Raw genomic sequence first — 25,012 nt, forward strand, 5'->3', positions numbered from 1 at the left:
GGCTTTTATCAAGGAGCCGTGAAAATATCCTTCATCGCATCCTCATAATAGAAAAGCCGCTCGTTCAGGGCATTCAGCGCCCGGTCTTTCAGGCTGGAATGAATCAGAATCGAAAGGTTGTGTTCCGAAGCACCGTAGGAAATCATGCGCAGCGGAATGTCTTTCAAGGCTTCCAGTACCTTGATGGCGATGCCTTCCTTATCGGCGCTGAAATTACCCACGATGCAGACAATCGTCTGGTCGCGATCATGCTCTTCGAGGTCGGCAATTTCGCGTAGTTCGGCGGTGATGGCGTCCAGGTGCTCGTTGTTGTCGATCGTAACCGACACCGACACTTCCGACGTGGTCACCATGTCCACCGGGGTTTTATATTTTTCAAAAATCTCGAACACCCGCCGCAGGAAACCGTAGGCATTCAGCATCCGGGTCGAGTGAACGTAGATCGCCGTAATGTTGTCTTTGGCGGCGATGGCCTTGATCTCGCGGTCGCTGCTGCTGGTGGCGATGAGCGTGCCGGGGGCGTCGGGCTGCATGGTGTTTTTCAGCCGCACGGGCACGCCACGCATTTTGGCGGGCGTAATGGTACTTGGGTGCAGAATTTTGGCTCCGAAATAGGCCAGCTCTGCTGCTTCCTCAAATGTCAGTTCCCGAATCGGGAAAGTACGCTTCACAATGCGCGGGTCGTTGTTGTGCATCCCGTCGATATCGGTCCAAATCTGGATTTCTTCCGCCCGAATCGCCCCGCCGATCAGTGAAGCCGTGTAGTCTGAGCCGCCGCGTTTCAGGTTATCTACCTCGCCGCGCGGATTGCGGCAAATGAATCCTTGTGTGATAATCAACTGCTTGTCAGGATGCTGATCAAGAATAGTTGTCAACCGTTCTTCGATCAGAGCCAGTTCGGGTTCGCCTTCGGCGTCGATGCGCATGAATTCCAGGGCGGGCAGCAGGATGGAGTTCTCGCCCTGCTCTTCCAGATACGCCTCGAACATCTGGGTACTCAGCAACTCGCCCTCGGCTACCAATTCTTTCTCCCGCTTGGCGGTGAATGGCTTGATATTGATCAGCGAACGAATAAATGAAAACTCATTCTTTACAATCTCTTGCCCCTTGGCCAGCCCGGCCTCAGTACTATACAGCTCCTTGACAAAAACGTCATAATGATCCCGCAAAGCCTTGATCTTCTCAACCGCCTCACTATCCTGATTCGCCTTGGCCGACTCGCCGATTGAAATCAGCGCGTTGGTTGTGCCAGACAAGGCCGACAATACTACGATCTTACGCGAATTGTCCGAAGTAATCAAATCGCGGATGGAGTGCATCCGCTCGGGCTTCCCGACTGAGGTTCCCCCAAATTTCCAAACTTGCATTTCTTTTGACTGTTTTTTCTGGGTTAATGGTCAGAAGGTTAATGGTAAAACGGGGGTGCCCCATGGCGCGTTCTTGGATTCAACTTAAACCTCTGATGCTAAACCCTTGACCGTTTGTACTATTAATCCTTAACCTAAAATTTTAACATCTTGATTGACGTTATCGCGGCTTCGTCGCCTTTGTTGCCGTGAATTCCGCCCGCGCGGTCAAGGGCCTGTTGCTGGTTGTTCGGCGTCAGTACGCCAAAAATGACGGGCTTATCGTATTTCAGGCTGACCTGCGTCAGGCCATGCGCCACGGCGTTGTTAATGTAGTCGTTATGCTTGGTTTCACCCTGAATCACGCAGCCGAGGGCAATGACCGCGTCCACGTTTTCCTTTTGGGCAAAAACCTGGGAACCATAACTCAGTTCGTAGCTGCCCGGCACGTTGGCGCGGATGATGTTTTCGGGAATCGCCCCGTATTGCAGCAGCGTCTGATACGCGCCTTCGAACAATTTTTCCGTGACCTCATGATTCCACTCCGCGACGACGATGGCAAAAGTTTTCGCGCTGATGTCAGGCAGGTCGTCGGTGGCAAACTCACTTAAATTCTTGTGGGCAGTTGACATGTTTGGAAGGCTGGATTTTGAATTCTTGGTTCGACACTTCTACCATCCGCAAACTTTGCGGCTTAACAGAGACACAAAAAAAGGATAAAACCGGTGTCGGCTTTATCCTTTTTCAGGAAGGCAATGGTAGTCCATTACTCGCCGACTTCTCCTTCAAGGAGTCCTTTGTATTTCTTTGCGTTGGTTACCTCTGCCGACAAAGGATACTCTTCGATGATTTTTCCGTAGGAAGCGATGGCATCTTTAGGCTGTTTAGCCTTTTCCTGCGCGATGCCTAACTTCATCAGATAAACGGGCGTGAAGAACTCGTTCGATTTATAATCCGCCGCCTTTTTGTAATAGCTGATAGCTTCTTCGGGCTGATTCTTTTCCATATAGGCATCGCCAGTCAATGCATAAGCACGACCCTGCACCAGCAGATCCGATGAACTAAATGATTTCAAATGATCGATAGCATCATCGAATTTTCCTTGCTTTATCAGAGCAATACCCGCGTAAAGATGGGCAAGATTAGATGCGTCAGTTCCGGGGTAGTTGTCTGCAATTGCCAGCAAGCCTTCGTTACCTCCGCTGCCGTTCAGAGCCTGACTCAGCGAGTCGTTCTCCATGGCATACACAACATTTGACAAGGCGCTCTGTGCCGTGCTCTCCTGGCTGTCAATATAAAAACGGTAAGCCGCGAAGGCCAGCACGATTGCCACAATAGCAATGGCTACGCCGATGAGGGCTTTTTTGTACTTGATAAAAAAGATTTCGGCCCGGCTGATCTGACTCGCCAATGCCTCCGGGCTTTCGATAATATCAATCCCCGAATCGGCCGTATTTTTCTTGCTCATGCGTATTTGTTCAATTTTGGAACGCAAAGGTATGAGTTTATTTGTTTATTTGTCTAGTCATATCATTGATTTTTTAGATAGCGAACTAACTCTGCTTCAAACAGAACAGCTAACTAAATACCTCAATGACTAGACGTCTGAACAAAATCTACTCCATAATAAACGGGTAGTCCTCATCCGCATAAACGTCGGTATACGCTTCCTTGGGGTCGGGAAAGTCAGACTCATCGGCAAATTTCACAGACTCGGCGACAGTCTCCTTGATTTGCTTGTCGATGGCGTCCAGCTCTTCTTCCGTGGCGAACTCATGTTTCAGGATCACCTGCTTCACGTTCTCGATCGGGTCACGGAGCTTGTACTCCTCCACTTCCTCTTTAGTGCGGTATTTCTGCGGGTCCGACATGGAGTGGCCCCGGTAGCGGTAGGTGCGGAATTCGAGGTAGGTTGGCCCCTCGCCCTTGCGGGCACGTTCGGCGGCGCGACTCACGGCTTCGTGAATAGCCTCCACGTTCATACCGTCTACGGGCTCGGAAGGAATATCGTAAGCTTCGCCCAAGGTGTAGAGCTCAGTCACATTGGAGCTGCGCCCTACGGAAGTACCCATTGCGTAGCCGTTGTTCTCCACCACAAAAATCACGGGTAATTTCCAGGTCATCGCCATGTTCAAAGCCTCGTGGAATGCGCCCTGCCGCACGGCTCCATCGCCGAAAAAGCAGATGCAGACGTTGCCCGTCTCATTGTATTTTTCGGCAAAGGCAATACCCGCGCCCAACGGAATCTGCGCGCCTACGATACCATGGCCGCCCATGAAGTTGCGCTCTTTATCAAATATGTGCATCGAACCGCCCTTCCCCTTGGTCGTGCCGGTTTCCTTCCCGAAAAGCTCGGCCATAATGGCGTTCGGGCTGGTGCCCAGCGCCAGCGGCATGCCATGGTCACGGTAGGCGGTGATGTACTTGTCGTCAGGCGTGAGGGCTGTGGCAGTTCCCGACGAGCAGGCCTCCTGTCCAATATATAAATGACAGAATCCCCGGATTTTCTGCTGGCCGTAGAGTTGCCCCGCCTTTTCCTCAAAGCGGCGCTGAAGCAGCATATTCTCATACCAGAACATATAGCGCTCCTTGGGATGCTGCAATTTCTGAGCAGCTTCTTTTTTTGGGGCTTCCTTCTTGGCGGGGGCTTTCTTTTCTTTTGCGGTGGCCATTTATTTCAATGATGAATTATGAGTGATGAATTATGAGTTGGGACGCTCTACTTATGATCCAGGAACTTTACATCTTTGTGATTGTTGGGTTTAGAACCCTGATTCGGGCGTTTTTTGCGCCACTCGAACTGCGAAAGTAGCAATAAACTCACTAACAAAGAAAGGCATGTGGCTCGAAAAACTTCACCTTACATATTTCAAAAGCTACGAAGAGGGAAGTTTTACGTTCGGCGAGCGGGTCAATTGCCTCGTGGGCGAGAATGGCAGCGGCAAAACCAACCTGCTGGACGCGATCTACTTTTTAGCGCTTACCAAAAGCGCCTTTCAAAATCAGGATGCCCTCAGCATCCGGCATGAGGCCGATTTTTTCGTGCTGGACGGCATTTTTCATCAGGATGAAAAGCGTGTTCAAATCACGTGTAGTCTGCCACGTGGACAGCGCAAGGTAATGATGTCGGACAAGAAAGCCTACGACCGATTCAGCGACCACATCGGCCGGTTCCCGGTGGTGCTGATCGCCCCGGACGATACGGATCTCGTTCGCGAGGGCAGCGAACTGCGGCGGCGGTTTTTCGATGGCGTACTTTCGCAGCTTGATCCTCGCTATCTCGAGGATTTTCTGCAATACAATAAAATCCTGAATCAGCGGAACGGTCTGCTCAAGCTTTTCGCCGAGCGAAACTACCTGGACGTGGACCTGCTCGAAACTTACAATGACCCGTTGATCGCGCTCAATCTCCGCCTTCATGCGCAGCGTCAGGCATTCATGGAGCGGTTTCTTCCCTTATTTAAAAAGTATTACGCCTTTTTGAGCAGTGAAAAGGAAAGCGTTGCGGTAATTTACGAAAGCGAGGTGGCGACCGACAACTTTCCTGCTGAGTTTCGCACGCACCGCTCCCGCGATCTGCACGCGCAACGTACCGTCAGGGGTATCCATAAAGATGACTACGTTTTTGAAATCGATGGGGTAGTTCTGAAAAAATTCGGCTCGCAAGGGCAGCAGAAATCTTTTGTGATTGCCCTCAAACTAGCGCAGTACGAACTTCTCGCCGCCGAAAAAGAAACCAAACCCATTCTGCTGCTTGACGACATTTTTGACAAACTCGACGACAAGCGCATCCACAAACTCATCGAACTCATCGACGACGGCTCACTCGGCCAGGTATTCATCACCGATGCACGACCCGAACGCTCCCGGCGTATTCTGGAAAGTATCAAAGCCGACGTAAGGTTCTTTCCCATCGGCAACTGATCAATTCTAAGTGCCTATATTTCAAGGATTATAATATTCCGATTGATTGAAGTACGAAAAAATTCGTATGCAAAGTTTGTATCTACGAATTTTTTCGTACACCTTTGTTACGAAGATCTTCGTACTTATACATATCACCGCTGCTACCTAAGCCGCTCAATATATTAGAACCCAATGCCTAGCAACCCATCAAAACCCACGGATTCCGAATTAGAAATCCTGTCATTCCTCTGGCAGCACGGCCCAAGTACTGTCCGGCAAGTCCATGATTTCCTGGCCAAAACCAAAGAGGCGGGGTACACGACGACTCTGAAACTCATGCAAATCATGCAGGAAAAAGGGTTGCTTAGCCGTACGGAAGAGGGGCGGTCGCACATTTACACCGCGCAGGTGAGCGAAGAAGAAACCCAGCAATCGCTCCTGGGACGCTTCGTGGAAACCGCCTTTCGCGGCTCGGCGGCGCAGTTGGTAATGCAGGCTCTGGGCACTCACCAGACCTCCGCCGAAGAGCTAGACGAGATCCGACAACTATTAGACAACCTTGAAAACAACCGTTAGCCATGAAAATTTTATTTGACCTTTCCACGTCTCCTTACATATCGACCCTGGGCTGGACGATATTGCATTCGCTTTGGCAAGCTGCCTTGCTGGGTATGGTGGCCTCACTGGGCTTTTATCTGCTGCGCCGCCGCTCGGCGCAGTCGCGCTATTCGTTGGGGGTGGGGGTGCTGGGTACGCAGATTTTGGCGTCGGTGGCGACCTACTTTTACTACCTGCCCTCCTCCCTTGAAAAAACTACCGCTACGGTGCTGACGAACTATCAGTTTGTGGGTAGTTCAGCAAACATGAGCGCTTCGGGCACTGCACCATTGCCCCTACTAGTGCAAATCCAACTCTGGCTGGCTGTGCACCTGAATGAATTGGTCATCTGCTGGCTTATCGGCGTGAGTATATTGCTGTTGCGCTTCGCGGGCGGCTGGTTTTATCTGGAAAGACTGCGCTTCGTGTCCCGGCCGGTTAAAGATCGTGTCTGGCAAACCCGCTTCGGGGTGCTGGTAGCGCGACTGGACATTGGCCGGGCGGTAGAATTTCGTGAAACCGCCCGCATTGTCACGCCAATGGTGGTAGGTGTATTGCGGCCCGTGGTACTGGTTCCTGTCGGGCTGCTGGTCGGACTTTCGGTGGCGCAGGTTGAGGCCATTCTGGCGCACGAGCTGGCGCATATCCGCCGGCACGACTACCTGGTCAACCTTGTGCAGTCGTTTGTAGAGGTAGTGTACTTCTTCCATCCCGCACTGTGGTGGCTGTCGGGTCGTATCCGGGCCGAACGCGAACACTGCTGCGATGATCTGGCGATGGCCGTCTGTGACGACCGACTCTCCCTGGCCCATGCTCTGGTGCGGGTAGCCGAATTCCGCGCCGAACCCGCGTTGGTGGTGGCTTTTGCGGCCAACAAGCGCCAACTCCTGTCACGCGTCCGGCGGGTGCTGGGCGTAGCTGAACCCGCGTCGCGTCGCCTTGCGGGGTACCTGCCCATGGCAGTAGTGCTGATTTCGCTGAGTGTAGGGGCGTCGGTGTACGCGTTTCAGGAAGAAAAATTGGAGGATAAGCAGCAACAGTCAGGAGCCAACGTCGAAAAGGGTCGAGAAGCAGTGGCGAATACTGATACGCTTATTGAACGGGAAGTGGAGGTTCTGTTTGATGAAAAAGTGGACGTCGAGACAAATCTTGAACTGGCTATGCAACACGAGGAGCCACTTTTTCTTGTTGAAGGGGAGTCTGTCAAAGTGTATGGGCCAAATGGCGAAGGGCCAATCCATATAAGTGGACAAGGAACGGTCAGGACGGTGAACGGGAACGACACCCTGCAAAAGAAACTAGCGGAATACCATGCCAAAATGGAAGCTCTTCAAAAAGAAATGCAGCCGTATCAGGATCAAATTCAAGCCTTACAAAAGCAAATGGAGCCTTTGCATCAGCGCATTGACGACTTGAGCCTGCAAATGCAGAAGGAGCATTTTGGAGTTGAACGCTTTCATCGCGAAGAGGAAAAACTCGATTGGAAAAAAGATCAATTGATGGAAGTCCGCCAACAACTCATGGAAAAACGCTCGGCGGTAATGTATCCCAAAAATGGTCAGGCCAAAGCTACCGATACGGAAAAACAAGTGGCTGAATTTGAAAGCCAAATCAAAGCCAAAGAGCAGGAAATTACTGCTTTGAACGAGCAGATCAAACAGAATCGCGTGCAATCGCAGGAAGCCGGAAAGCCGCTGGATAACCTGAGCGCGGAAATGGAAAAGATCGGCCGCGAAGCGGAAGTCTATAACCGTAAAATGGAGGAAATCAGTAAAAAAATGGAAGTCATCAGCAGAAAGATGGAAGAGGAAGCCCAACAAATAGAAAGGCTCACATCCTCAACGTCTCGTGATAGATGGGGTACCACGACAATTCGTGGAAATGGAACTACGACCACTATGACCAGGTCGCGATCATATCCTGCCAATCCAGCGAGTCCCGCCCGACCACCAAAGGCCCCTGCACCCGCTCCAAGCGCAAAATCAATTCCTGCCGCCCCGGCCGTGGCTCCGGTCTCTAAAGTACTTGCTGCTCCCACGGTACCTGCTGCCCCGCCCAAGAAAAAGTAGCACGGTTAACGACGATTTCCGCGGTATTTTCGTTAGTAGGGGCAATTCTCTCATGCGAAATGACCCAAAAATCAAGAGTAACCTTATTGTGGTTCGTCCATCTGCTTGGCTTGTGTGCCTGGGGGATGGATGCTCCGCTTTTGGCCCAAGCGGATAGCGTCACTACCCGTACGGGCTTCGGCCTGGTGGCACGACTGGATATCCGGCGAACTCGCCTGGATGGTCGCCCCGGCCACATCAACGGTGCGCTGGCAGGGGTGCGTTTTGGCGAAAAGGGCCATCTGCTGATGATGGGGTACCACTGGCTGGGCTACGATGCGCCAAACAACTACATCGTGTGGCGTGGCTGGCTTCCGTCACGCATCGACCTTGATTTTTTTACTATCACAGACGCCAGATTTGTAAGCCTGGGCTACTGGTATCCGGTTTTCCGAAGCCCCAAATGGTATGTGGCCGTGCCCTTGGAGGTTGGGTATGGCGGGGAAACTGCGCGCTACCTCGACCGAATTACACCGGGAACCGGGACTCCCCGCTTTCAGTTGGCGCAGGCGGGTACTTTTGTTAATTATCGGTTTATTCCCTGGCTGGGTTTGAATGCCCGCGCGGGGTACCGCAGTGCACTTTTCAATCCAGAGTTTAGTCGCCGGTTTTCGGGAGTTTATTACGGTATTGGTCTGGCATTCTATCCGGTCCCGGCCTATAACGCCTATCGGGACTGGCATCGCAGTCGGGTAGAAAAAGGGGGCAATCAGTGATGATTACCCCTTGGCTTTCAGGTGGCTACGAAGGGTGCTTGCCGCACGTAAGTGTCGTCCGTTAGCTGCGCAACGAGAAACCGCGCCAGAGCCGAGGCGCTCACGGTCTCGCCGGGACAGTCTTCCAGACTCACTTTCACATCTTGCTCGACTTCCGTCAATTCAATCCATGGTAACCGCACGAGTGTCCAGGCCACTTGGCTCTCGGTGAGTTTTTGGTACTCTACCTGTTTGTCGTTGGTAGTTTCGGGGTAGTTGGCTTTCATCCAATCCGTAGCGGTCTGCGCCCATTCGCCTTTCCGGTCGCCTGGCGCATCCACCGGCGCACCCGTGATGACGATAAAACGCGTGGTAATTGTTCCCTCCATCGCCCGCAGCACGTTTTCGGTGGCCTGGCTGAATATGGCGGGTTGCCCGGCGGGTTGGCCTAACGTGCTTATAACCGCCTGACAATCTTCCAAAAGCGTTCGTACGGCTTCGTAGTTGCGGGCGTCGCCCGCTACGAGTTCTGCCAAGGTAGTTTCTATTGAAAAATTGTCGGGGTTGCGGAGAAGAAGTTTGAAGGGGAAATTCTGACGCAGTAATTCTTTGACGAGGTACTTTCCGGCTTTTCCGGTACCGCCTATGACGGCAACTTTTGGTTTTTGTTTCATGATTTTTCCTGATAGATATTGAAAAAGAAGTTTCGGCCCGGCCAGGTATCGATGGACGGGCCGAGAGGTTACGACATGGCGATGGGCATCAGCCAAGTACCCTAACCTTAGAGTCAATATGTATCAGAAGAATGGAATACCACGAAAGTAAGGATTTTCTGATAGTTCGGAATAAAGTCCGTTACAATCCCCCGGTTATCTCTTTCAGTTTATTGAAGAAACCGCGCTTGCGCTCGGAGTTGATGCCCCAGTCGGCAGGAATGCTTTGGTATCCTTCGGCAAATCCTTCATCCTTCATCCGATAGTCGAAGTACCCCCAGGAAGCGTTCGCTTTCACAGCGTTGACGAAGTTGTTCTCGGCTTTGTCAAAATCAAAGTGATCGTCCTCGTTGAACACGATCGGCTGGCCGTAATAGCCTTCCACGTCGCGGGTTTTCTTCACCAACTCGGTGATTTTAGCCGGATCTTTGATGCCATTTCCGTGTAACAGTACATAATCGGCTATTCTCACTACGTTGGGCTGCGGCACGGCCCCGCCGCCGTAGCTAGTGCTCACCAGCAAGCGATAGCCATCTTTTTGTTTGCGCTTTACGCGCTCGATAAGTTCACTGACACGCCCGGGTTTCAGTATCTCATGGTCATAGGCTTTTATATTGCATTCATTATTGACCTCAATCAGCACATTGCGATAGCCCTTTTTGAAAATCCAGTCGGTTGCGTTATCCACCGCATTAAGGATGGCTTTTTCGTCGGTCAGGTTTTGATCTTGCCCAAAGTAAAAGTACCCCAGCATCACGACCATGTGCAGCTCGTCAGCTTTGTCGAGAATGCGTTCCAGCCTTTTCAGGTAATCTTTTCGCAGATTCCCCTTCTTGTCAAATGCTGAATTGACCCAACTGCTGTTGCCATAGCCCGTGGGACTACCGCCCTGCAGGTTGAGCGTGAATGAATTCAGGCCATAGGAACGCCACAGCGGCATGGCCGCCACAAATTCGTCGGTATTGCGATCAGGGTCCCACTTTTGGGTGTCGGGATAGACGAATTTGCTGCGAGTCTCCGGGTTCAGGTCGTCAAAAATTCCCTGAACCATACGGGAGTTCATCAGCAGCCCCTCGATTTTGTGACCTTCCCAGGTTCGGCCTTCATAAGTGAGCCTGCCGTTGATATAGAATTGCCCATCCTTGATGTCCACGATGGTGCGCGGCTGGGCCATGACGATGGTTGTCAACAGTAAAATAAATACGGTAATCAGGTGTTTCATAATTTTTTGGCTTAAAATAGGAATACGCTTTTGCTCTTTGTAAGATGGTTCTTTTTCATTTCCCTGATGATAATCCGCGACGGTATGCCGTGCAGCCCCCGGATTCAAATGATTTCAGGGTACTATGTGTCCAAAACCTCATTTTACCCGAAAACTACCTTCATTCACCTGATTTTTCCTAACTTGTTTGCCCGACCTAACCTCACCGGGCTGGCAAGGGTTTTACGTATGTACCTTAACAAAAGCCCAAATCGACAAAAGTCCACAGCCAAATCTCACATAATCTTATCTCATATTCAGAATACATGGCCCAGAAGCACACCCCACTCGACGACAATCTCCATTGGTACAAAGATGCCATTATCTATGAACTCCACATCAAGGCTTTCCGTGACGGAAATGGCGACGGCATCGGCGATTTTCAGGGAATTATGGAAAAGCTCGATTACCTGGAAGACTTGGGTGTCACGGCTATCTGGCTGCTCCCGTTTTATCCCTCGCCCCTGCGTGACGACGGCTACGACATCGCCGATTACTATTCCATCAATCCTTCTTATGGCGATATTGAGCAGTTGCAGCTTTTCATCGAGGAAGCCCATAAGCGCAACCTGAAAGTCATCATTGAGCTGGTCATCAACCACACCTCCGATCAGCATCCCTGGTTTCAGCGCGCGCGGAAGGCGCCCAAGGGCTCGCCCGAGCGGGAATACTACGTCTGGACGGACGACTCTACCCAGTACAAGGATGTACGCATCATTTTTCTGGACACCGAAACCTCCAACTGGACCTGGGACCCGGTGGCGCAGCAGTACTACTGGCACCGCTTCTTTCACCACCAGCCCGACCTCAACTACGATAGTCCGCTGGTGCAGGAAGAGATATTCAAGATTCTGGATTTCTGGTGCAAAACCGGCGTCAATGGCTTCCGACTGGACGCCGTACCTTACCTTTTCGAACGCGAAGGTACCAACGGCGAGAACCTGCCCGAAACCCATGATTTCCTGAAAAAAATTCGGGCACACGTGGACGAGCACTACCCCGGCACGACGCTGCTGGCCGAAGCCAATATGTGGCCTGAAGACTCGGCTTCGTACTTCGGCGAGGGGGAAGGCGACGAGTGCCACATGAACTACCACTTCCCGGTGATGCCGCGCATGTACATGGCGTTGCAGATGGAAGACCGCTACCCGATCATCGATATTTTTGAGCAGACGCCCGAGATTCCGGCGACCGGACAATGGGCCATGTTCCTGCGCAACCACGATGAGCTGACGCTCGAAATGGTCACCGACGAGGAACGTGACTATATGTACAAGTCATACGCCAAGGATCCCAAGGCGCGCATCAACCTCGGCATTCGCCACCGCCTGGCCCCGTTGCTGGACAACAACCGGCGCAAGATCGAGCTGATGAACTGTCTGCTGTTCTCGCTCAACGGTACGCCCGTAATTTATTATGGCGATGAAATAGGCATGGGCGACAACTTCTACCTTGGCGACCGCGACGGCGTGCGCACACCGATGCAGTGGTCGCCCGACCGCAATGCGGGTTTCTCCGAAACCAATCCGCATAAGCTGTATCTACCCGTGATCCTCGACCCGGAGTACCACTATGAGGCGGTGAATGTCGAGACACAGCGGCGCAATACCTCCTCGCTGCTGTGGTTCATGAAACGGATGATCACGATGCGCAAGAAATTCAAAGCGTTTAGCCGGGGGAACATGGAATTCGTGTGGGTGAGCAACCCTAAGATTCTGGCCTTTACGCGTAGCTACGAGGATGAGACCATTCTGGTGCTGGTGAACCTTTCGCGCTACACGCAGCCTGCCGAGCTGGACTTATCGGATTACAAAGGGTACTTGCCCGTCGATGTTTTTAGCAAAAATCGCTTCCCCGTGATCAAGGAAGAAGATCCTTATTTCTTTACCCTTGGATCGCACGGCTACCAGTGGTTTTTGTTGGAAAAAGCACATCCTGAGTCTGACAACCAGCCGCCTGTACCTTCTTTTAAAATAAAGGATTGGTCAAAACTCCTGCAAAAAGATTCGGTCAAAACGCTCGAAAGCCAGATTCTACCCCAGTACCTGCACAGCACGGGTTGGTTTATCGGGAAAGAACGCACCGTCATTAGCACCGAAATTGCTGAGTCGGCGGAGTTGGACTTGGGTGAATACAAAGCGTACATGCTGCTGCTGGACGTGCAATACGAAAGCGGGCTGCCCGAACACTACCAAATACCCGTGGCCTTCGTGACCGACGATGCCCAGGACCGAATCGCCGAAAACTGCCCGCCCGCCGTGATCGCTCAGCTCAGCGTCGGCGACAAAGAGGGCCTGCTCGTGGATGCCTACTATACCTCGTCCATGCAAAGACGGCTGCTCCGGCATTTCTTGAAGAAAGCCCCGATGAAATTGAAGGGCGGCAGCCTGAATTTCTCTACTTACAACGCCACCTCGCTGCCCGAACCAGAGGAAATGAAAATCAAGATGCACGGTACCTGGCACGAGACTATCATTTCCTACAATGAGGAATACGCGCTGAAGCTATACCGTCGGGTCGAGAAAACCGCACAACCCGACGCAGAAATCACCCGGTTGCTGACCGAGAAAAGCCGGTTTGCCCACATGCTGCCTTTCGCAGGGGTGCTGGACTGGAAAATTGGCCGGGACACCTACACGCTGGGGATTTTGCAGGAAGCCCCCGAAGGCAACGTCAGCATGTGGAAATTCATGCGGGAGCGCGTTAATAACTACTACGAACGTATCCTGTCGCTGGAACACGACTGGCCTGTGGCGCTGGAAGGCCAGGCTATGCTGGTTCCCGTGGCCCACGAGAACATTCCCGACGACTTCCGCGATCTGTTCGGCGGAACGGTGGTAGGCCCGGCGCGAATGTTGGGAGAACGGTTGGGTGAGCTGCACCTCACGCTTGCCGCCGCCGACGCACCTGACTTTGGATCAGAGGGCTTTTCGCTACATTATCAGCGCTCTCTGTACTCAGGCTTGCAATCGCTGGTGCGTGAGACTTTTCAGAACCAAGAAAAAAAGCTGAAAAGCTTACCCGAGGAAGTTCAATCGGAAGCCCGGAAAATTGCGGCCCGGAAAAGCGAAATATTGGCTTTGTTCAAAAAGATCTACGACAAGAAAATCGACGCAGTCAAAATTCGCATCCACGGGGACTATACGCTCGAAAAGGTACTTTTTACTGGCAATAACTTAGCGATCTGTGAATTTGGAGGAAACCCTTACCGGAGCTTCAGCGAACGCCGACTTCGTCGCTCGCCGCTACGCGACGTGGCCGACATGCTGTTATCGCTGCACTATGCTGCCTACGCCAGCCTGCTTTTCAATGACCAGGTCCGCGAAGAAGACATCGCTGAGCTGACGCCCCCAACCGAACGCTGGATTCAGGCTGCATCCGGTATTTTCCTTGATGCTTACCTCAGCACGGTAAAGGGCAGTGCTTTCATCCCCGACAACGAAAAAGATCTTCACGTTCTGCTGCAAACCTACCTGCTGGAACAATCGATCTTTGAGTTAAACCATGAACTGGACGAAAGACCGGACTGGGCGACAGTACCTCTGCGGATAATTGAGACGATACTGGGATGAAATTTCCATAAATCTCGCCCTCGGACAGTAACGGTATATAAATCAGAAACGCGGAGCCCTTCATGATGGACTCCGCGTTTTTTATGGAATCAAGAAATGATTACCAATTATGTCCAAGCACCTCAAGCATAGCATCTGCGAGTTTGTACAACTTGGTCTGCATCAAATCAGGAAAATGAGCGCCTGGATTAGTATCTGCCGCCCGGGCATTTTCTGCTGCTTGTTTAATGAGGGGGCAGTATTTATGAGTATTGAATTCTCCAACCGAGGTACCTGGTAAACTACTTTTGAGTTCTGCGCAGCTAACATCGATTGGATGAGAAATGGAACCTGAATGAAAATGCAGCCATACTTCAAAACATTTATTGCTAACTGCGATATTCCAATTTGGAACTTGTTCGCATGAAAGTCGTAATGCCTCAATTTGTTCACGCCATCGATCGACGTCACAGACGAACCAAACCTGGTCGTTCGCTTGCGGTGAATATATTCCTTCCTCCTCGGCTTTATTGATTCTATCAATAAAGTACTTAGGCGCAGACGTGTTTTTGGGGCGATCAACAATCAATATACTCAACCGTGAATTTCGGGCGTCGAACCAATGAAAATACGAGTCCTCCCTTTCTCCTTCGGCGATAATGATAAAAAGGCGAGCATCACGATGGGGAGCCCCTTTTTTGTAAGATCTATTCTGCTTCGGCATATTGATCCCAGTTGAGATTTTGTAAGTCTCCCATGAAGGGGATAGCGCCAAAACGCCCATTAAGGTAACCTCTTCTAATGTCGAGATCGTAGCGAATATCAAAATCACTTAATGGATAAAGCTTAGTTTCACCTTGATCCTTTTCGACAAACCAAATTTCATCACGGCGAAAAATACTCTGATCCAGCAAGTTCGCTTCATGAGTTGTAAAAATGAACTGACCCTGAGTCTTTTGGTCCGAAACAAATTTTTTAACTAACTCTTTGAGAAGTACGGGATGTATACTCTGGTCGATTTCGTCAATTAAAACTACGGATTCTGAGTTGAGTAGCTGAAAAAAGGCAGGAATCAACTCTAATAACCGATTTGTTCCATCAGATTCCTCACTTAAAAAGAACTCCACTGGGTTTCCTCTACTATCTTTATGTTCGCCTACAAATCTTTTTACTATTACTTCATCATTTTCAAGAGTTGCTATAATACTTTCTGATCCATCATCTGCTACGAGTGCTACTTCATTAACTTTATCTAGATCTTGTTTAATTTTTTCGTAAGAGACTTTGCTTCTTGCTACCAAGTCCATGTACGAGAACGATTTAATATTAGCTGAGGTGATGCCTGTCTTAAATGAACACATGGAAGAATTGGTGAAATCCATTAGTTCCTGCGATTTGATTAAAGCTAAAATTAACGAAGCTCCGGGCTTTGTACTGGGGAATATTGCTATTAGATTAATTTGAAACCATTCAAATGCTTTTTTAATCTCAGAAAATCCTTCTTTTAGCTCAGAAAGAATATGTATCAATAACTCATTACTATTAACTAGATTATTTTTGACAAATTCTAAATTATATACGTCCTTTTCAGTGAGAGAATAGTTTTTTGAAAAATCAATTTCAATTTCACCTTCTATTTTTGTTCTATGAAAAATCAACTCATCTTTCGCATTATTCAAACCTGATCTATAAAGCCATTCCTCCAAGATCTCACCCTCATTAGTCTTAAAACCGAATAAATAAACTACATCATTCTTAATGAACTCTACCTCGAACGATGTTGGAAGTTTTGAGTACTCCAATTCTAATTTATATTTTTTGACTTCATATAGGGTTTCTCTTCCACCTATTACTACAATTCTTTTTAAAACATAGATTGCCTTGATCAAATTAGACTTTCCTGCTCCATTAGCCCCATACAGAGCTGCCGTTTTGAGCAAATCTACAGAGTGGCGTTTATAGATATGATCCTTATGGTGCTTTTGGTCAACCCCGGCGAGCATATTGAATTCCGTCTCTTCCTTGAAGGATAGGAAATTGCTGACTATGAACCTTATGAGCATGTTATTTCAGTTTTAAAAGCACGATATCAAGAGATTTTTTCTCTCAGTATGCCTTATTTTTCCTTTTGAAACATAAAATAAGGAAAAATTATCAACTATTAGGTGAAAAATTCTCATTACATCATTACTTGTTTCGATAATTCGCCAACTGCTGGCGAGCCCGCTACTGAATCTTATTTCGCATGAACGGCGTCCAGCCCAGTAAATAGCCCGGCAACCCCAGGGCTTGCCGCGTCCACTTCCAAAAATCAAAATGATCGGTGTGGCGGGTGATCAATCCATTGCTGAATTCGAAGCGTGCCGTTACACTGTTGCGGACTTTTCTCCCGGTCTGGCTGAATACGTAATCGGCCACCCAGTGGGCGGAGCCGGTCGTCTCGTTTGCCTCAATGCTATCTACCGACACCGCCAGGTTACCCTTGCTGTTTTTGATCAGCATCCGCCACATAGTAGCGACTTCATCACCCCTTAACTCTCCAAAGGCCGGGTCGGTAAAAACTACGTCAGGAGCATAGCAACTAGCCATTCCTTCGGCATCGGCCCGGGCAAATGATCCGTAAAATTTTTCGATCAGGGTTTTATTGTCCATTGGGAGTTCTTTTTGGTGGTACTGATAAGCTACGGGCGAAAGAAAGGAAAAAAGTACCTTTGGGAATAGGGTACTACTCCCGGCCTGCTGGCTTTCCCCTCCGTAATAAAACAATTACCTGAAATTCAATGAAAGTACAAAAAGTACCCTCCCGAAGTCCGATACTTCTTGCCAACCGATGGAGCCGAATGTTCAGATTTGTACTTTTCCTGGCCCTGACTTGCGGCGGGGCTGCCGTAAAGGCGCAGGAACAACCCACTTTTCACTACGTAGTTTCTTTTCCTAAGCCCGCTATGCATCAGTATCACGTCGAACTCCGCACCAATGGCTGGAACCGCGATACCCTGCAATTGAAAATGCCGGCCTGGATGCCGGGCTATTATCAGCTGATGAACTACGCAAATAACGTGTTAGGCATAACGGCGCAAGATGAAAAAGGCCAAAACATTCCGATTGCCAAAACAGACGACAATTCGTGGGTACTTTCAGGCATCAGGCAGAAAGCGATTATCCTAAACTATGATGTAAAAACCGACCGGCAATTTGTGGCCAACAGCTATGTTGACAGTACCCATGCCTACCTGATCCCCGGCAATACTTTCCTGTATGTGGATGGCTTTCTTCACCTGCCGGTATCCGTGGAAGTAGAGCCATATCCTGGATGGCCGAATATTGTGACGGGCCTGGACAATGTCGATCGTGAACCTGATAAGTACTTTGCCCGCGATTTTGACATCCTGTACGACTGCCCTTTCCTGATCGGTAATCTGGAATCGCTTCGTTCGTTCAAAGTCCGTGGTGTCGAGCACCGTTTCATTGGATACGCCATGGGCGATTTCGACCGGCAGGATTTCATGGATAAACTCGCAAAAGTTGTGGCGGTAGGTGTGGATATCATTGGAGATATTCCTTACCGGCAATACACATTCATTGGTATCGGGCCTGGTCGAGGGGGGATCGAGCACCTGAACAATACTACCGTAAGTTTCGATGGCAGTAACCTCCGGACTGCCGCTGGGATGAACCAAACGTTGAATTTTCTGGCGCACGAGTACTTTCACCATTACAACGTAAAGCGGATTAGACCTATGGAACTTGGTCCGTTCAACTACGATGCCGGTAGCCCTACCAACCTGCTGTGGGTAAGCGAAGGGCTGACGGTTTACTATGAGTATCTGATTGTGAAAAGAGCCGGCCTGGTGGATGAGGCGGGTCTGTTCGCTGATTTTGCGCAAAATATCCGGGCGGTTGAAAACAATCCCGGGCGTCATTTCCAGTCCCTGGTCCAGGCCAGTTATAGCACCTGGAAAGACGGCCCTTTCGGTACACAAGGCGATGCGGTGGGTAAAACCATATCATACTACGACAAGGGACCTGTAGTAGGGATGTTGCTGGACTTTGCGATACGGAACGCGACGCGTAACGAAAAGTCGCTTGACGACGTCATGCGTTTTTTATACAGGTACTACTATCAACAACAGCAGCGGGGATTTACCGATGCGGAGTTCCGGCAGGCTTGCGAAACGATTGCCGGCGCTCCACTTACCGAACTATTCGAGTACGTACATACTACCAAAGAATTGGATTACGACACCTACCTGGGCTACGCGGGTTTGAAATTGGATATTCGGGAAAGGCAGGGAAAGAAAGAAGTGGAGATCAGCCGCCTCCCGCAACCCGATTCCTTGCAGACTGCTATATTGAAGTCTTGGTTGGGGGATTAGTACTTTCCTGCTGATCAAAAAATCGCGTGCATTCTCCACTTCTATGTGGTCACAAACTTTGCGAAAATACATTTTACCCAAACTGAAAGTACTCAGTCGCTCCCGCTGGTTGCGGGCCATTCTGCTTTTCGTAGTAGTGGGCCTGGGGCTGGATGCTGCCTTTCCTTTCCATCCCAAAGTACCTTACTCTACCCAAATCCTGGCCGCCGACGGAACCGTACTACACGCTTTTCTGAGTAAGGATGATAAATGGCGTTTGCAAACGGAAGTGGCAGAAATCACTCCGCTATTGCGCAAAACACTCATTTACAAGGAAGATCGTTTTTTTGCCTGGCACCCTGGTGTCAATCCACTGGCGCTGGGACGGGCTGCCCTGCGGAACTTGTTAACGGGCCGGCGGACTTCCGGCGCCTCCACCATCACGATGCAGGTCGTGAGGCTGCTACAACCGCGCAAGCGAACCTATGGGAGCAAGTTTGTGGAGATACTACGCGCTATACAGTTAGAACTCCATTATTCTAAAACACAGATTTTGCAAATGTACCTCAATCTGGTGCCCTACGGGGGCAATATCGAAGGTATTAAAGCCGCCTCGCTGCTCTATTTTGGGAAGCCGCCGCAGTTGCTGAGTCTGGCTGAGATTACAGCTTTGGCAATCGTTCCCAACCGTCCGTCGAGCCTGCGGCCCGATAGACGACAAGGTAGTTTGCGGGTCGCTCGGAACCAATGGTTGCGTCGCTTTGAGAAGGAAAAGTTATTTGAAAAGAATATTATTGAAGATGCCCTGCGCGAGCCGTTGGATGTCAAACGCCGCGCCGCGCCGTGCGAGATACCGCACCTGGCCCTGCGTCTGAAAAGCGAGTTTCCAGATGAACCGACGATTCGCACTGCCATCCGCCCCCAAAAACAACGGCAGGTGGAGGAATTGGTAAAGAACTACGTGAATCGACTGCGGAGCAAGAATATCCACAATGCGGCGGTGTTGGTAGTCAATAATGAAACTGGGGCCGCAGAAGCCTACGTCGGCTCGGCGGATTTTGCCAATCCCTACGATGGCGGACAGGTGGATGGCATCCGGGCGGTGCGCTCGCCGGGCAGCACGCTGAAGCCGCTGCTTTACGCCACAGCCTTCGACAAAGGCTTGCTGACGCAAAAAACGGTGCTTAATGACGTGCCGACCAATTTTGGTGGCTACGAGCCGGAGAATTTCGATCAGCGATTCAACGGACCGGTGACGGTGGAGTTTGCGTTGGCTAATTCGCTGAATGTACCCGCGGTAAAGATTTTGAAGGATGTGAGTACACCCGTTCTGGTGGAGCAATTGAAGAAAGCAGGCTTTCAGACGGTGAGTAAGCAATCGAAAGATCTGGGTCTGTCGCTCATCCTGGGGGGCTGCGGCGTGACGCTGGAAGAACTCACGCGGCTATTCGCCGCCTTTGCGAGGGAAGGGAAGGTGCGTCCGCTGACCTTTGGCTCGCCCACCGAATTGCCCAAAAAAAGTAAGATCAAGGGCAGCGAAATCGTTTCCCCCGGCGCGGCTTTCCTTATTACCAATGTCCTGACCCAAATTACGCGCCCCGATCTTCCTACCAATTTTGACAACACCTACCACTTGCCACGCATTGCCTGGAAGACGGGTACTTCCTACGGACGCCGCGACGCGTGGAGTGTGGGGTATAACAAGCGGTACACGGTAGGCGTGTGGGTGGGAAATTTCTCGGGGCAGGGCGTTCCCGAACTAAGCGGAGCCGAAACGGCAACGCCCTTGCTGTTTTCCATTTTCAACAGTCTCGATTACAACTCGCCCAAAGGCTGGTACCGTGCTCCCGATCCCGTGGCGGTGCGGCAGGTCTGCGCCGCGAGCGGCGACATTCCGGTTGAGTTCTGTACCAATAAAATTGTGGATTATCACCTGATGGGCGTGTCTCCCTACCGCCGCTGTACCCACCGGAAGTGGGTTTTTACGGATGTGGCGGGTAAGGTTTCGTACTGTCCGTATTGCTTACCTGCGGAAGGGTATGTCCGGCGATCTTTTCCCAACCTGGCGCCCGAATTGATTTCGTATTACGAATTCAAAAAACTACCCTACGAAAAAGAGCCGCCGCATAATGACACCTGCGAGCGGGTCTTCCACGACGGCGCCCCGATGATTGTGAGTCCGAACCAGGGGAGCGAATACTACCTCCGCACCGACGAGCCGCAACAACTGCTGCTGAGTTGTCAGGCGGCCAACAACGTAGAGGAGGTTTTCTGGTACGTCAACGACAAACTATTCCAAAAAAGCGGCCCCACCGAAGCAGTTTTCATGAGTCCGCCACCGGGACGCGTCAAGATTTCGTGTAGTGACGACAAAGGACGAAACACCGATATCTGGATTATGGTGAAGCGGTTGTAAAAGAGAAAGTATAAAGCATAAAAGAGCCCGACCGGAATTCCGGTCGGACTCTTTTTTTGAACCAGTTGACAAAAAACAAGAACTGTCAACTATTCACTGACAACAATTACATTCTGAACCCGAAGGTGTAAACATCGGCAGGAGCATCAGCGTACACACCTTCAAACTGGACCATTGCGCCAGACTTGTCGGCAAGAGCGCTTTTGAGCTCATTGACAGAACTAATCTGCTTACCATTTACCTTCGTGATGATAAAGCCTTCGCTTACGCCGGCACGGGATAGCTTTCCGCCTTTGATATCCATGATCTTCACGCCGCCTTCAATTCTATAACGCGACAGGCGCTGCTTTTCAGGGGTAGTGAGGTTATCGAACTCAGCGCCAAGAGCATTCATGGCCACGGAGCTTTCGCTCTTCTTCACAATCTCGGAACCGCCCGTACGGTTGCGCAGCGTTACGGTGTAGTCCTTCTCTTTTCCGTCGCGATTTACGGTGACAGTCACCTTGTCGCCAGGGCGGTGCAGACCAATGGATTGCTGTAACTGAGGTATGGTATTGATAGTCAATCCGTCGACCTTCACAACTACGTCACCTTGCTTAATGCCAGCTGCGGCTCCGGCACTGCCGTCTGAGAAATCTCTCACGTACACGCCTTCGCTTACTTTCACACCAAGCTCGTCGGCCTTCCGGCTGTCCAGATCTTCCAGGACAATACCCAGGTAACCGCGCTGTACATTACCATACTTGATAATATCGCCCGATACTTTCTTTACGATAGCCGAAGGAACTGCAAAAGCATATCCGGCAAAACTACCTGTAGGGCTTGCAATGGCCGTGTTAATGCCAATCAGTTCTCCTTTCAGGTTGACCAATGCACCACCACTGTTACCAGGGTTCACGACGGCATCAGTCTGGATGAATGCTTCCAGGGGAGAATCTCCTTCAAAATTGCTGTTGTTTTGTCCTCGACGGGCATACTCCTGACCGATAATTCCCAGACCACGTCCTTTGGCGCTTACGATACCCGCCGTCACGGTCGATTCCAAATCAAAGGGGTTACCCACAGCCACCACCCACTCGCCTACTTTGGCGGCGTCGGAATTTCCAAACACGATAGCGGGCAGGTCATTTTCTTCAATTTTAATTACGGCGATATCCGTCGATGGATCGGTTCCAACTACCTTGGCATTCACTTTCCGCTGGTTGTTCAGCGTCACTTCCAGTTCTTCGGAACCTTCTACCACGTGGTTGTTGGTCACTATGTAGCCGTCGCTGGTAATGATGACGCCCGAGCCACTGGCTTGTCCGCGCTGTGGCGCCTGACGCTGTCCCATCCCCCGATCGCCGAAGAATTCACGGAACATTTCGGGAATCTGAGAATTGACATCGCGAGCCTGACGCGTAATGGTGGACTTGATGTGGACTACCGTCGGCGTGGCTGTTTCGGCCGCGTAAGTAAAGTCGCCCGGCGTACCAGCGGGCATTCCGGTAGAAGTGAATTTCGCCAGGGTTTCAGAGGGTGCTTCCTTAAAGATAATATCACGGCCGTTGCCATCATCCAGCAACTTGAAGCCCGCGATAGTGGTGGCGCTCGAGAGCAAACCAACCAAAACGATTGCTTTCCAATTTGTTTTCATACTGTGTATCGAGGTTTATTAGTGTAAGGTTGAAACGTCCCCGCCAGCGACTATCATTCCCGCCCTATGAGGATTTAACGATTTTTAACAAAAGTAATAACGTGGCTAAAAGAATCATACCGTTTATTTACAAACGGTTCCTCGTCAAGTACCTATATAAAACGGAGGCGATTCCAAAAAGTTAGAATCGCCTCCGTTTTCAGTACGATTACTTACGATATTTCAATAGTACGGCTGGGCTTCACTTTGGCTTCTTCGCGTTTGGGAAGGTCCACGTTTAGCACACCGTCGGTGTAAGTAGCGTTGATTTTCTCACCATCCACCGTGTTGGGAAGTGTGAAAGTACGCTGGAAGGAGGAGTAACTGAACTCGCGGCGGGTGTATTTGCCTTTTTTACGGTTTGGCTTCTGCGCCTCGCCATTCACCTTCTGTTCTTCACCGTTTTTGTTACCATGATCTTCGTAGTTATCAAACTCATCCTCCTGGCGCTTTTCAGCGGAAATGGTGAGGCGGTTATGATCAAGGTTGAGTTTGAAATCCGACTTGCTCAGGCCGGGAGCGGCTACTTCGATGTAGTAGCCGTCTTCATCCTCCCGTACGTTCACGGCGGGGGCGGTGCCGTTGAAGGTCGGCGTGAAAAGCTCATCCATCAGGTCTTTGCTGAAAAAGCTGTTGATCAGGCTGGGGTACTGATAAGAATCGTTGTTGCGGTTTCTGATTAAAGCGTTCATAACTTAAATGGTTTTAATGTGAATGTCTGGTTTTGTATCTGTCATTTCTGACTTGTATTGGGGTATGTTGAATATTTATACCACAACTCAATTAACACCAAATGGTGTCATTTTGACTTGAAATAAAAAACATCTTCACTCAATCGTGTCAAATTGTCGGTTTTTCGGCAGCTATTATTGCAGATTTTGCTAAGATGCAGTTCGTTAACGAAAAAAGCAGTTCGTTAACTAAAAAAAATGATTGGTTGCCACGGTTTTCGTTTCGATGAACGTTGAAATTATTTATTCTTAGCTGATTACAAAAAATCACTCACTCACTATTCCGTGCGTTCGTTTCCTTACAGTCTTAGCCACGGTGAAAGATAACCGTACAAAAAACGCTTCCCCCACCAAGTGGCAGAGGAAGCGTTAGATTAGTGCCGGGTTTTCTCACATGTACAAGATGTACACCAGCAGCCTTTTGTTGCCCTTATCCAAAATGATAACTTTGCTATCGTCAAAAACGGCGATGTCTCCCGTTTTTTCTCCCTTCAGAATATGCTCATTCAATTTACAGCAGTACAATCCTTTTGAATTTGCATTGAACAATTTGAGCAAGTCATCGGTCAGTAAACTCCTTGTAAAGCACGTGTCTGAATACAAACTGCTGGTATCCGCAAAAGGCTTTGCATTCGGTACGTAACCTTCTGCATTTGACAGAGCTTCTTGGGGTATTTCGATGACTGCTCTAAGTGTGCCATCGCTCATGATAGGAGACCACTGTTGATAAAAGTGGGTGATCTCCCAATTAGTTGGGATATTTTTTTTCAAATGTTGACCAAGCACTTTGCGAGGAGTCTGGGGGGGGAAGTACCCGTACAAAATCCGGTATCCTGCCAAGTAAATTATTAATAGTACTACTATTAATGTGATTAGCTTCCTTATCATGGATAGACTATTGTAAATGGTCTGGCACCGGCGGTTATGAATGTACCACCGATTCGAGTAAAAATTTCGCTTGCCATGTCCCTATCACCGCTTTGAGGATTAAAATCATACGTATCAATTAATCCAAACGCATGGTCGTCGCTAGCTCTGATGTAAACTCTCGCTCTCCCTAACGCTGCATTGTATCTTTCAGTATGATACCATGTCCATCCTTGTTCAAAAGCATTTTGATTTAAGTACGTAGTGGGAGTTCTGGAAGTCTCGGGTGATCCTTGGGCGATGATGTCAGAGAACTCAGCATTGGTTAGATGATACGTTCCTCCTTGGCCTGTCCAATATCGATCAAACATTCTTTTTTCAAAGTCAGAAGTCAGAATATGTCTTATAAAGTTTCCAAGAAGTCCAAACGACCATTTTTCCACAGCAGCTCCCAGATTAGTGCCCACAAATATATCCAAAGGATTAATAGCTTGCGGATTTTGAAAGAGCCAAGCTCGTTCCTCATCTGTCACATTTACCCCCTGAGCCTCCCAAGAATTAATTGTTAACGCGGTATAAATACGATTTATGGCATCTTGCGGAATGGTTGGAGCAGTGCCGCTAGGAGGTCCGCCCCCGCCAACGTGAATCGGTAATCCAGATGGAGAGGACGGCGGTGCAAAAGGAGAAGGTAACCCCGGGACATCAATAGGGTCACCACCACCCGGATTAGTACCGCCTGGGCCACAAGGCATTTCACCCACAAATTCCCAACGGCAGTCTGGGCCTGG

At 50.0% G+C, this 25,012-nt stretch carries 20 protein-coding genes; 7 read left to right on the forward strand and 13 right to left on the reverse strand.

Features of this window, described 5'->3' with window-relative positions:
* Positions 1 to 8: 8 nt before the first annotated feature.
* From IE117_RS10955 to pdhA, 4 genes are all read right to left on the reverse strand, one after another.
* Positions 9 to 1,367 (reverse strand): aspartate kinase, encoded by a 1,359-nt coding sequence (locus tag IE117_RS10955; RefSeq protein WP_189564464.1) that lies wholly within the window; start codon positions 1,365 to 1,367, stop codon positions 9 to 11.
* Positions 1,368 to 1,501: 134 nt separating this feature from the next.
* Complete coding sequence (gene ribH / locus IE117_RS10960; RefSeq protein ID WP_189564465.1) at positions 1,502 to 1,978, reverse strand: 6,7-dimethyl-8-ribityllumazine synthase; 477 nt, start codon at positions 1,976 to 1,978, stop codon at positions 1,502 to 1,504.
* 134 nt (positions 1,979 to 2,112) lie between these two features.
* Entirely contained in the window at positions 2,113 to 2,814 is a 702-nt protein-coding gene (locus IE117_RS10965) for a tetratricopeptide repeat protein (protein ID WP_189564466.1), read from the reverse strand.
* A 148-nt stretch (positions 2,815 to 2,962) separates the two neighbouring features.
* Positions 2,963 to 4,018, reverse strand: a complete 1,056-nt coding sequence (pdhA, locus tag IE117_RS10970; protein WP_189564467.1) for a pyruvate dehydrogenase (acetyl-transferring) E1 component subunit alpha — start codon at positions 4,016 to 4,018, stop codon at positions 2,963 to 2,965.
* A 166-nt stretch (positions 4,019 to 4,184) separates the two neighbouring features.
* Between pdhA and recF the strand changes: the two genes are divergently transcribed.
* From recF to IE117_RS10990, 4 genes are all read left to right on the forward strand, one after another.
* On the forward strand, positions 4,185 to 5,270 hold the full coding sequence (gene recF / locus IE117_RS10975; RefSeq protein ID WP_189564468.1) for a DNA replication/repair protein RecF: 1,086 nt from the start codon (positions 4,185 to 4,187) through the stop codon (positions 5,268 to 5,270).
* Positions 5,271 to 5,444: 174 nt separating this feature from the next.
* Positions 5,445 to 5,828: a BlaI/MecI/CopY family transcriptional regulator gene (locus tag IE117_RS10980; RefSeq protein WP_189564469.1), complete on the forward strand. Its 384-nt coding sequence runs from the start codon at positions 5,445 to 5,447 to the stop codon at positions 5,826 to 5,828.
* A 2-nt stretch (positions 5,829 to 5,830) separates the two neighbouring features.
* Entirely contained in the window at positions 5,831 to 7,918 is a 2,088-nt protein-coding gene (locus IE117_RS10985) for a M56 family metallopeptidase (RefSeq protein WP_189564470.1), read from the forward strand.
* A gap of 59 nt (positions 7,919 to 7,977) precedes the next feature.
* Positions 7,978 to 8,673: a hypothetical protein gene (locus IE117_RS10990; RefSeq protein ID WP_189564471.1), complete on the forward strand. Its 696-nt coding sequence runs from the start codon at positions 7,978 to 7,980 to the stop codon at positions 8,671 to 8,673.
* Between the two features lie 17 nt (positions 8,674 to 8,690).
* On the opposite strand, the gene IE117_RS10995 is transcribed toward IE117_RS10990, so the two are convergent.
* On the reverse strand, positions 8,691 to 9,326 hold the full coding sequence (locus IE117_RS10995) for an NAD(P)-dependent oxidoreductase (RefSeq protein ID WP_189564472.1): 636 nt from the start codon (positions 9,324 to 9,326) through the stop codon (positions 8,691 to 8,693).
* 181 nt (positions 9,327 to 9,507) lie between these two features.
* Positions 9,508 to 10,587, reverse strand: a complete 1,080-nt coding sequence (locus IE117_RS11000) for a hypothetical protein (RefSeq protein ID WP_189564473.1) — start codon at positions 10,585 to 10,587, stop codon at positions 9,508 to 9,510.
* A 305-nt stretch (positions 10,588 to 10,892) separates the two neighbouring features.
* Between IE117_RS11000 and treS the strand changes: the two genes are divergently transcribed.
* Positions 10,893 to 14,198 (forward strand): maltose alpha-D-glucosyltransferase, encoded by a 3,306-nt coding sequence (gene treS, locus IE117_RS11005; protein ID WP_189564474.1) that lies wholly within the window; start codon positions 10,893 to 10,895, stop codon positions 14,196 to 14,198.
* Positions 14,199 to 14,298: 100 nt separating this feature from the next.
* Here treS and IE117_RS11010 read toward each other — a convergent pair whose 3' ends face one another.
* The 3 genes from IE117_RS11010 to IE117_RS11020 all read right to left on the reverse strand — a co-directional run bounded on the left by IE117_RS11010 (position 14,299) and on the right by IE117_RS11020 (position 16,829).
* A complete protein-coding gene (locus tag IE117_RS11010; RefSeq protein ID WP_189564475.1) occupies positions 14,299 to 14,901 on the reverse strand; it encodes an RloB family protein in 603 nt (200 codons plus the stop codon).
* On the reverse strand, positions 14,885 to 16,240 hold the full coding sequence (locus IE117_RS11015; protein WP_189564476.1) for an AAA family ATPase: 1,356 nt from the start codon (positions 16,238 to 16,240) through the stop codon (positions 14,885 to 14,887). The genes IE117_RS11010 and IE117_RS11015 overlap by 17 nt, the downstream gene beginning before the upstream one ends.
* 163 nt (positions 16,241 to 16,403) lie before the next feature.
* Positions 16,404 to 16,829, reverse strand: coding sequence for a nuclear transport factor 2 family protein (locus tag IE117_RS11020; protein ID WP_189564477.1), 426 nt, complete (start codon positions 16,827 to 16,829; stop codon positions 16,404 to 16,406).
* A 128-nt stretch (positions 16,830 to 16,957) separates the two neighbouring features.
* Here IE117_RS11020 and IE117_RS11025 point away from each other — a divergent pair, with 128 nt between their 5' ends.
* Positions 16,958 to 18,553, forward strand: a complete 1,596-nt coding sequence (locus IE117_RS11025; RefSeq protein WP_189564478.1) for a M61 family metallopeptidase — start codon at positions 16,958 to 16,960, stop codon at positions 18,551 to 18,553.
* A 43-nt stretch (positions 18,554 to 18,596) separates the two neighbouring features.
* Positions 18,597 to 20,948 (forward strand): penicillin-binding protein 1C, encoded by a 2,352-nt coding sequence (gene pbpC, locus IE117_RS11030; RefSeq protein WP_189564479.1) that lies wholly within the window; start codon positions 18,597 to 18,599, stop codon positions 20,946 to 20,948.
* A gap of 106 nt (positions 20,949 to 21,054) precedes the next feature.
* On the opposite strand, the gene IE117_RS11035 is transcribed toward pbpC, so the two are convergent.
* The 4 genes from IE117_RS11035 to IE117_RS11050 all read right to left on the reverse strand — a co-directional run.
* On the reverse strand, positions 21,055 to 22,584 hold the full coding sequence (locus IE117_RS11035; protein WP_189564480.1) for a Do family serine endopeptidase: 1,530 nt from the start codon (positions 22,582 to 22,584) through the stop codon (positions 21,055 to 21,057).
* 212 nt (positions 22,585 to 22,796) lie between these two features.
* Positions 22,797 to 23,315, reverse strand: a complete 519-nt coding sequence (locus IE117_RS11040; protein ID WP_189564481.1) for an Hsp20/alpha crystallin family protein — start codon at positions 23,313 to 23,315, stop codon at positions 22,797 to 22,799.
* A gap of 429 nt (positions 23,316 to 23,744) precedes the next feature.
* Positions 23,745 to 24,125, reverse strand: a complete 381-nt coding sequence (locus IE117_RS11045; RefSeq protein WP_189564482.1) for a hypothetical protein — start codon at positions 24,123 to 24,125, stop codon at positions 23,745 to 23,747.
* A gap of 113 nt (positions 24,126 to 24,238) precedes the next feature.
* The coding region (locus IE117_RS11050) for a hypothetical protein (protein ID WP_229580735.1) at positions 24,239 to 25,012 on the reverse strand (774 nt) is incomplete at its 5' end.

The sequence above is a fragment of the Persicitalea jodogahamensis genome (assembly GCF_014651615.1).
GTDB lineage: Bacteria > Bacteroidota > Bacteroidia > Cytophagales > Spirosomataceae > Persicitalea > Persicitalea jodogahamensis.

Bases quoted from the DNA above. Each gene is read 5' to 3' on its own strand.
- IE117_RS10955 (WP_189564464.1), bottom strand. From the start codon at position 1,367: ATGCAAGTTTGGAAATTTGGGGGAACCTCAGTCGGGAAGCCCGAGCGG.
- ribH (WP_189564465.1), bottom strand. From the start codon at position 1,978: ATGTCAACTGCCCACAAGAATTTAAGTGAGTTTGCCACCGACGACCTG.
- IE117_RS10965 (WP_189564466.1), bottom strand. From the start codon at position 2,814: ATGAGCAAGAAAAATACGGCCGATTCGGGGATTGATATTATCGAAAGC.
- pdhA (WP_189564467.1), bottom strand. From the start codon at position 4,018: ATGGCCACCGCAAAAGAAAAGAAAGCCCCCGCCAAGAAGGAAGCCCCA.
- recF (WP_189564468.1), top strand. From the start codon at position 4,185: ATGTGGCTCGAAAAACTTCACCTTACATATTTCAAAAGCTACGAAGAG.
- IE117_RS10980 (WP_189564469.1), top strand. From the start codon at position 5,445: ATGCCTAGCAACCCATCAAAACCCACGGATTCCGAATTAGAAATCCTG.
- IE117_RS10985 (WP_189564470.1), top strand. From the start codon at position 5,831: ATGAAAATTTTATTTGACCTTTCCACGTCTCCTTACATATCGACCCTG.
- IE117_RS10990 (WP_189564471.1), top strand. From the start codon at position 7,978: ATGACCCAAAAATCAAGAGTAACCTTATTGTGGTTCGTCCATCTGCTT.
- IE117_RS10995 (WP_189564472.1), bottom strand. From the start codon at position 9,326: ATGAAACAAAAACCAAAAGTTGCCGTCATAGGCGGTACCGGAAAAGCC.
- IE117_RS11000 (WP_189564473.1), bottom strand. From the start codon at position 10,587: ATGAAACACCTGATTACCGTATTTATTTTACTGTTGACAACCATCGTC.
- treS (WP_189564474.1), top strand. From the start codon at position 10,893: ATGGCCCAGAAGCACACCCCACTCGACGACAATCTCCATTGGTACAAA.
- IE117_RS11010 (WP_189564475.1), bottom strand. From the start codon at position 14,901: ATGCCGAAGCAGAATAGATCTTACAAAAAAGGGGCTCCCCATCGTGAT.
- IE117_RS11015 (WP_189564476.1), bottom strand. From the start codon at position 16,240: ATGCTCATAAGGTTCATAGTCAGCAATTTCCTATCCTTCAAGGAAGAG.
- IE117_RS11020 (WP_189564477.1), bottom strand. From the start codon at position 16,829: ATGGACAATAAAACCCTGATCGAAAAATTTTACGGATCATTTGCCCGG.
- IE117_RS11025 (WP_189564478.1), top strand. From the start codon at position 16,958: ATGAAAGTACAAAAAGTACCCTCCCGAAGTCCGATACTTCTTGCCAAC.
- pbpC (WP_189564479.1), top strand. From the start codon at position 18,597: ATGTGGTCACAAACTTTGCGAAAATACATTTTACCCAAACTGAAAGTA.
- IE117_RS11035 (WP_189564480.1), bottom strand. From the start codon at position 22,584: ATGAAAACAAATTGGAAAGCAATCGTTTTGGTTGGTTTGCTCTCGAGC.
- IE117_RS11040 (WP_189564481.1), bottom strand. From the start codon at position 23,315: ATGAACGCTTTAATCAGAAACCGCAACAACGATTCTTATCAGTACCCC.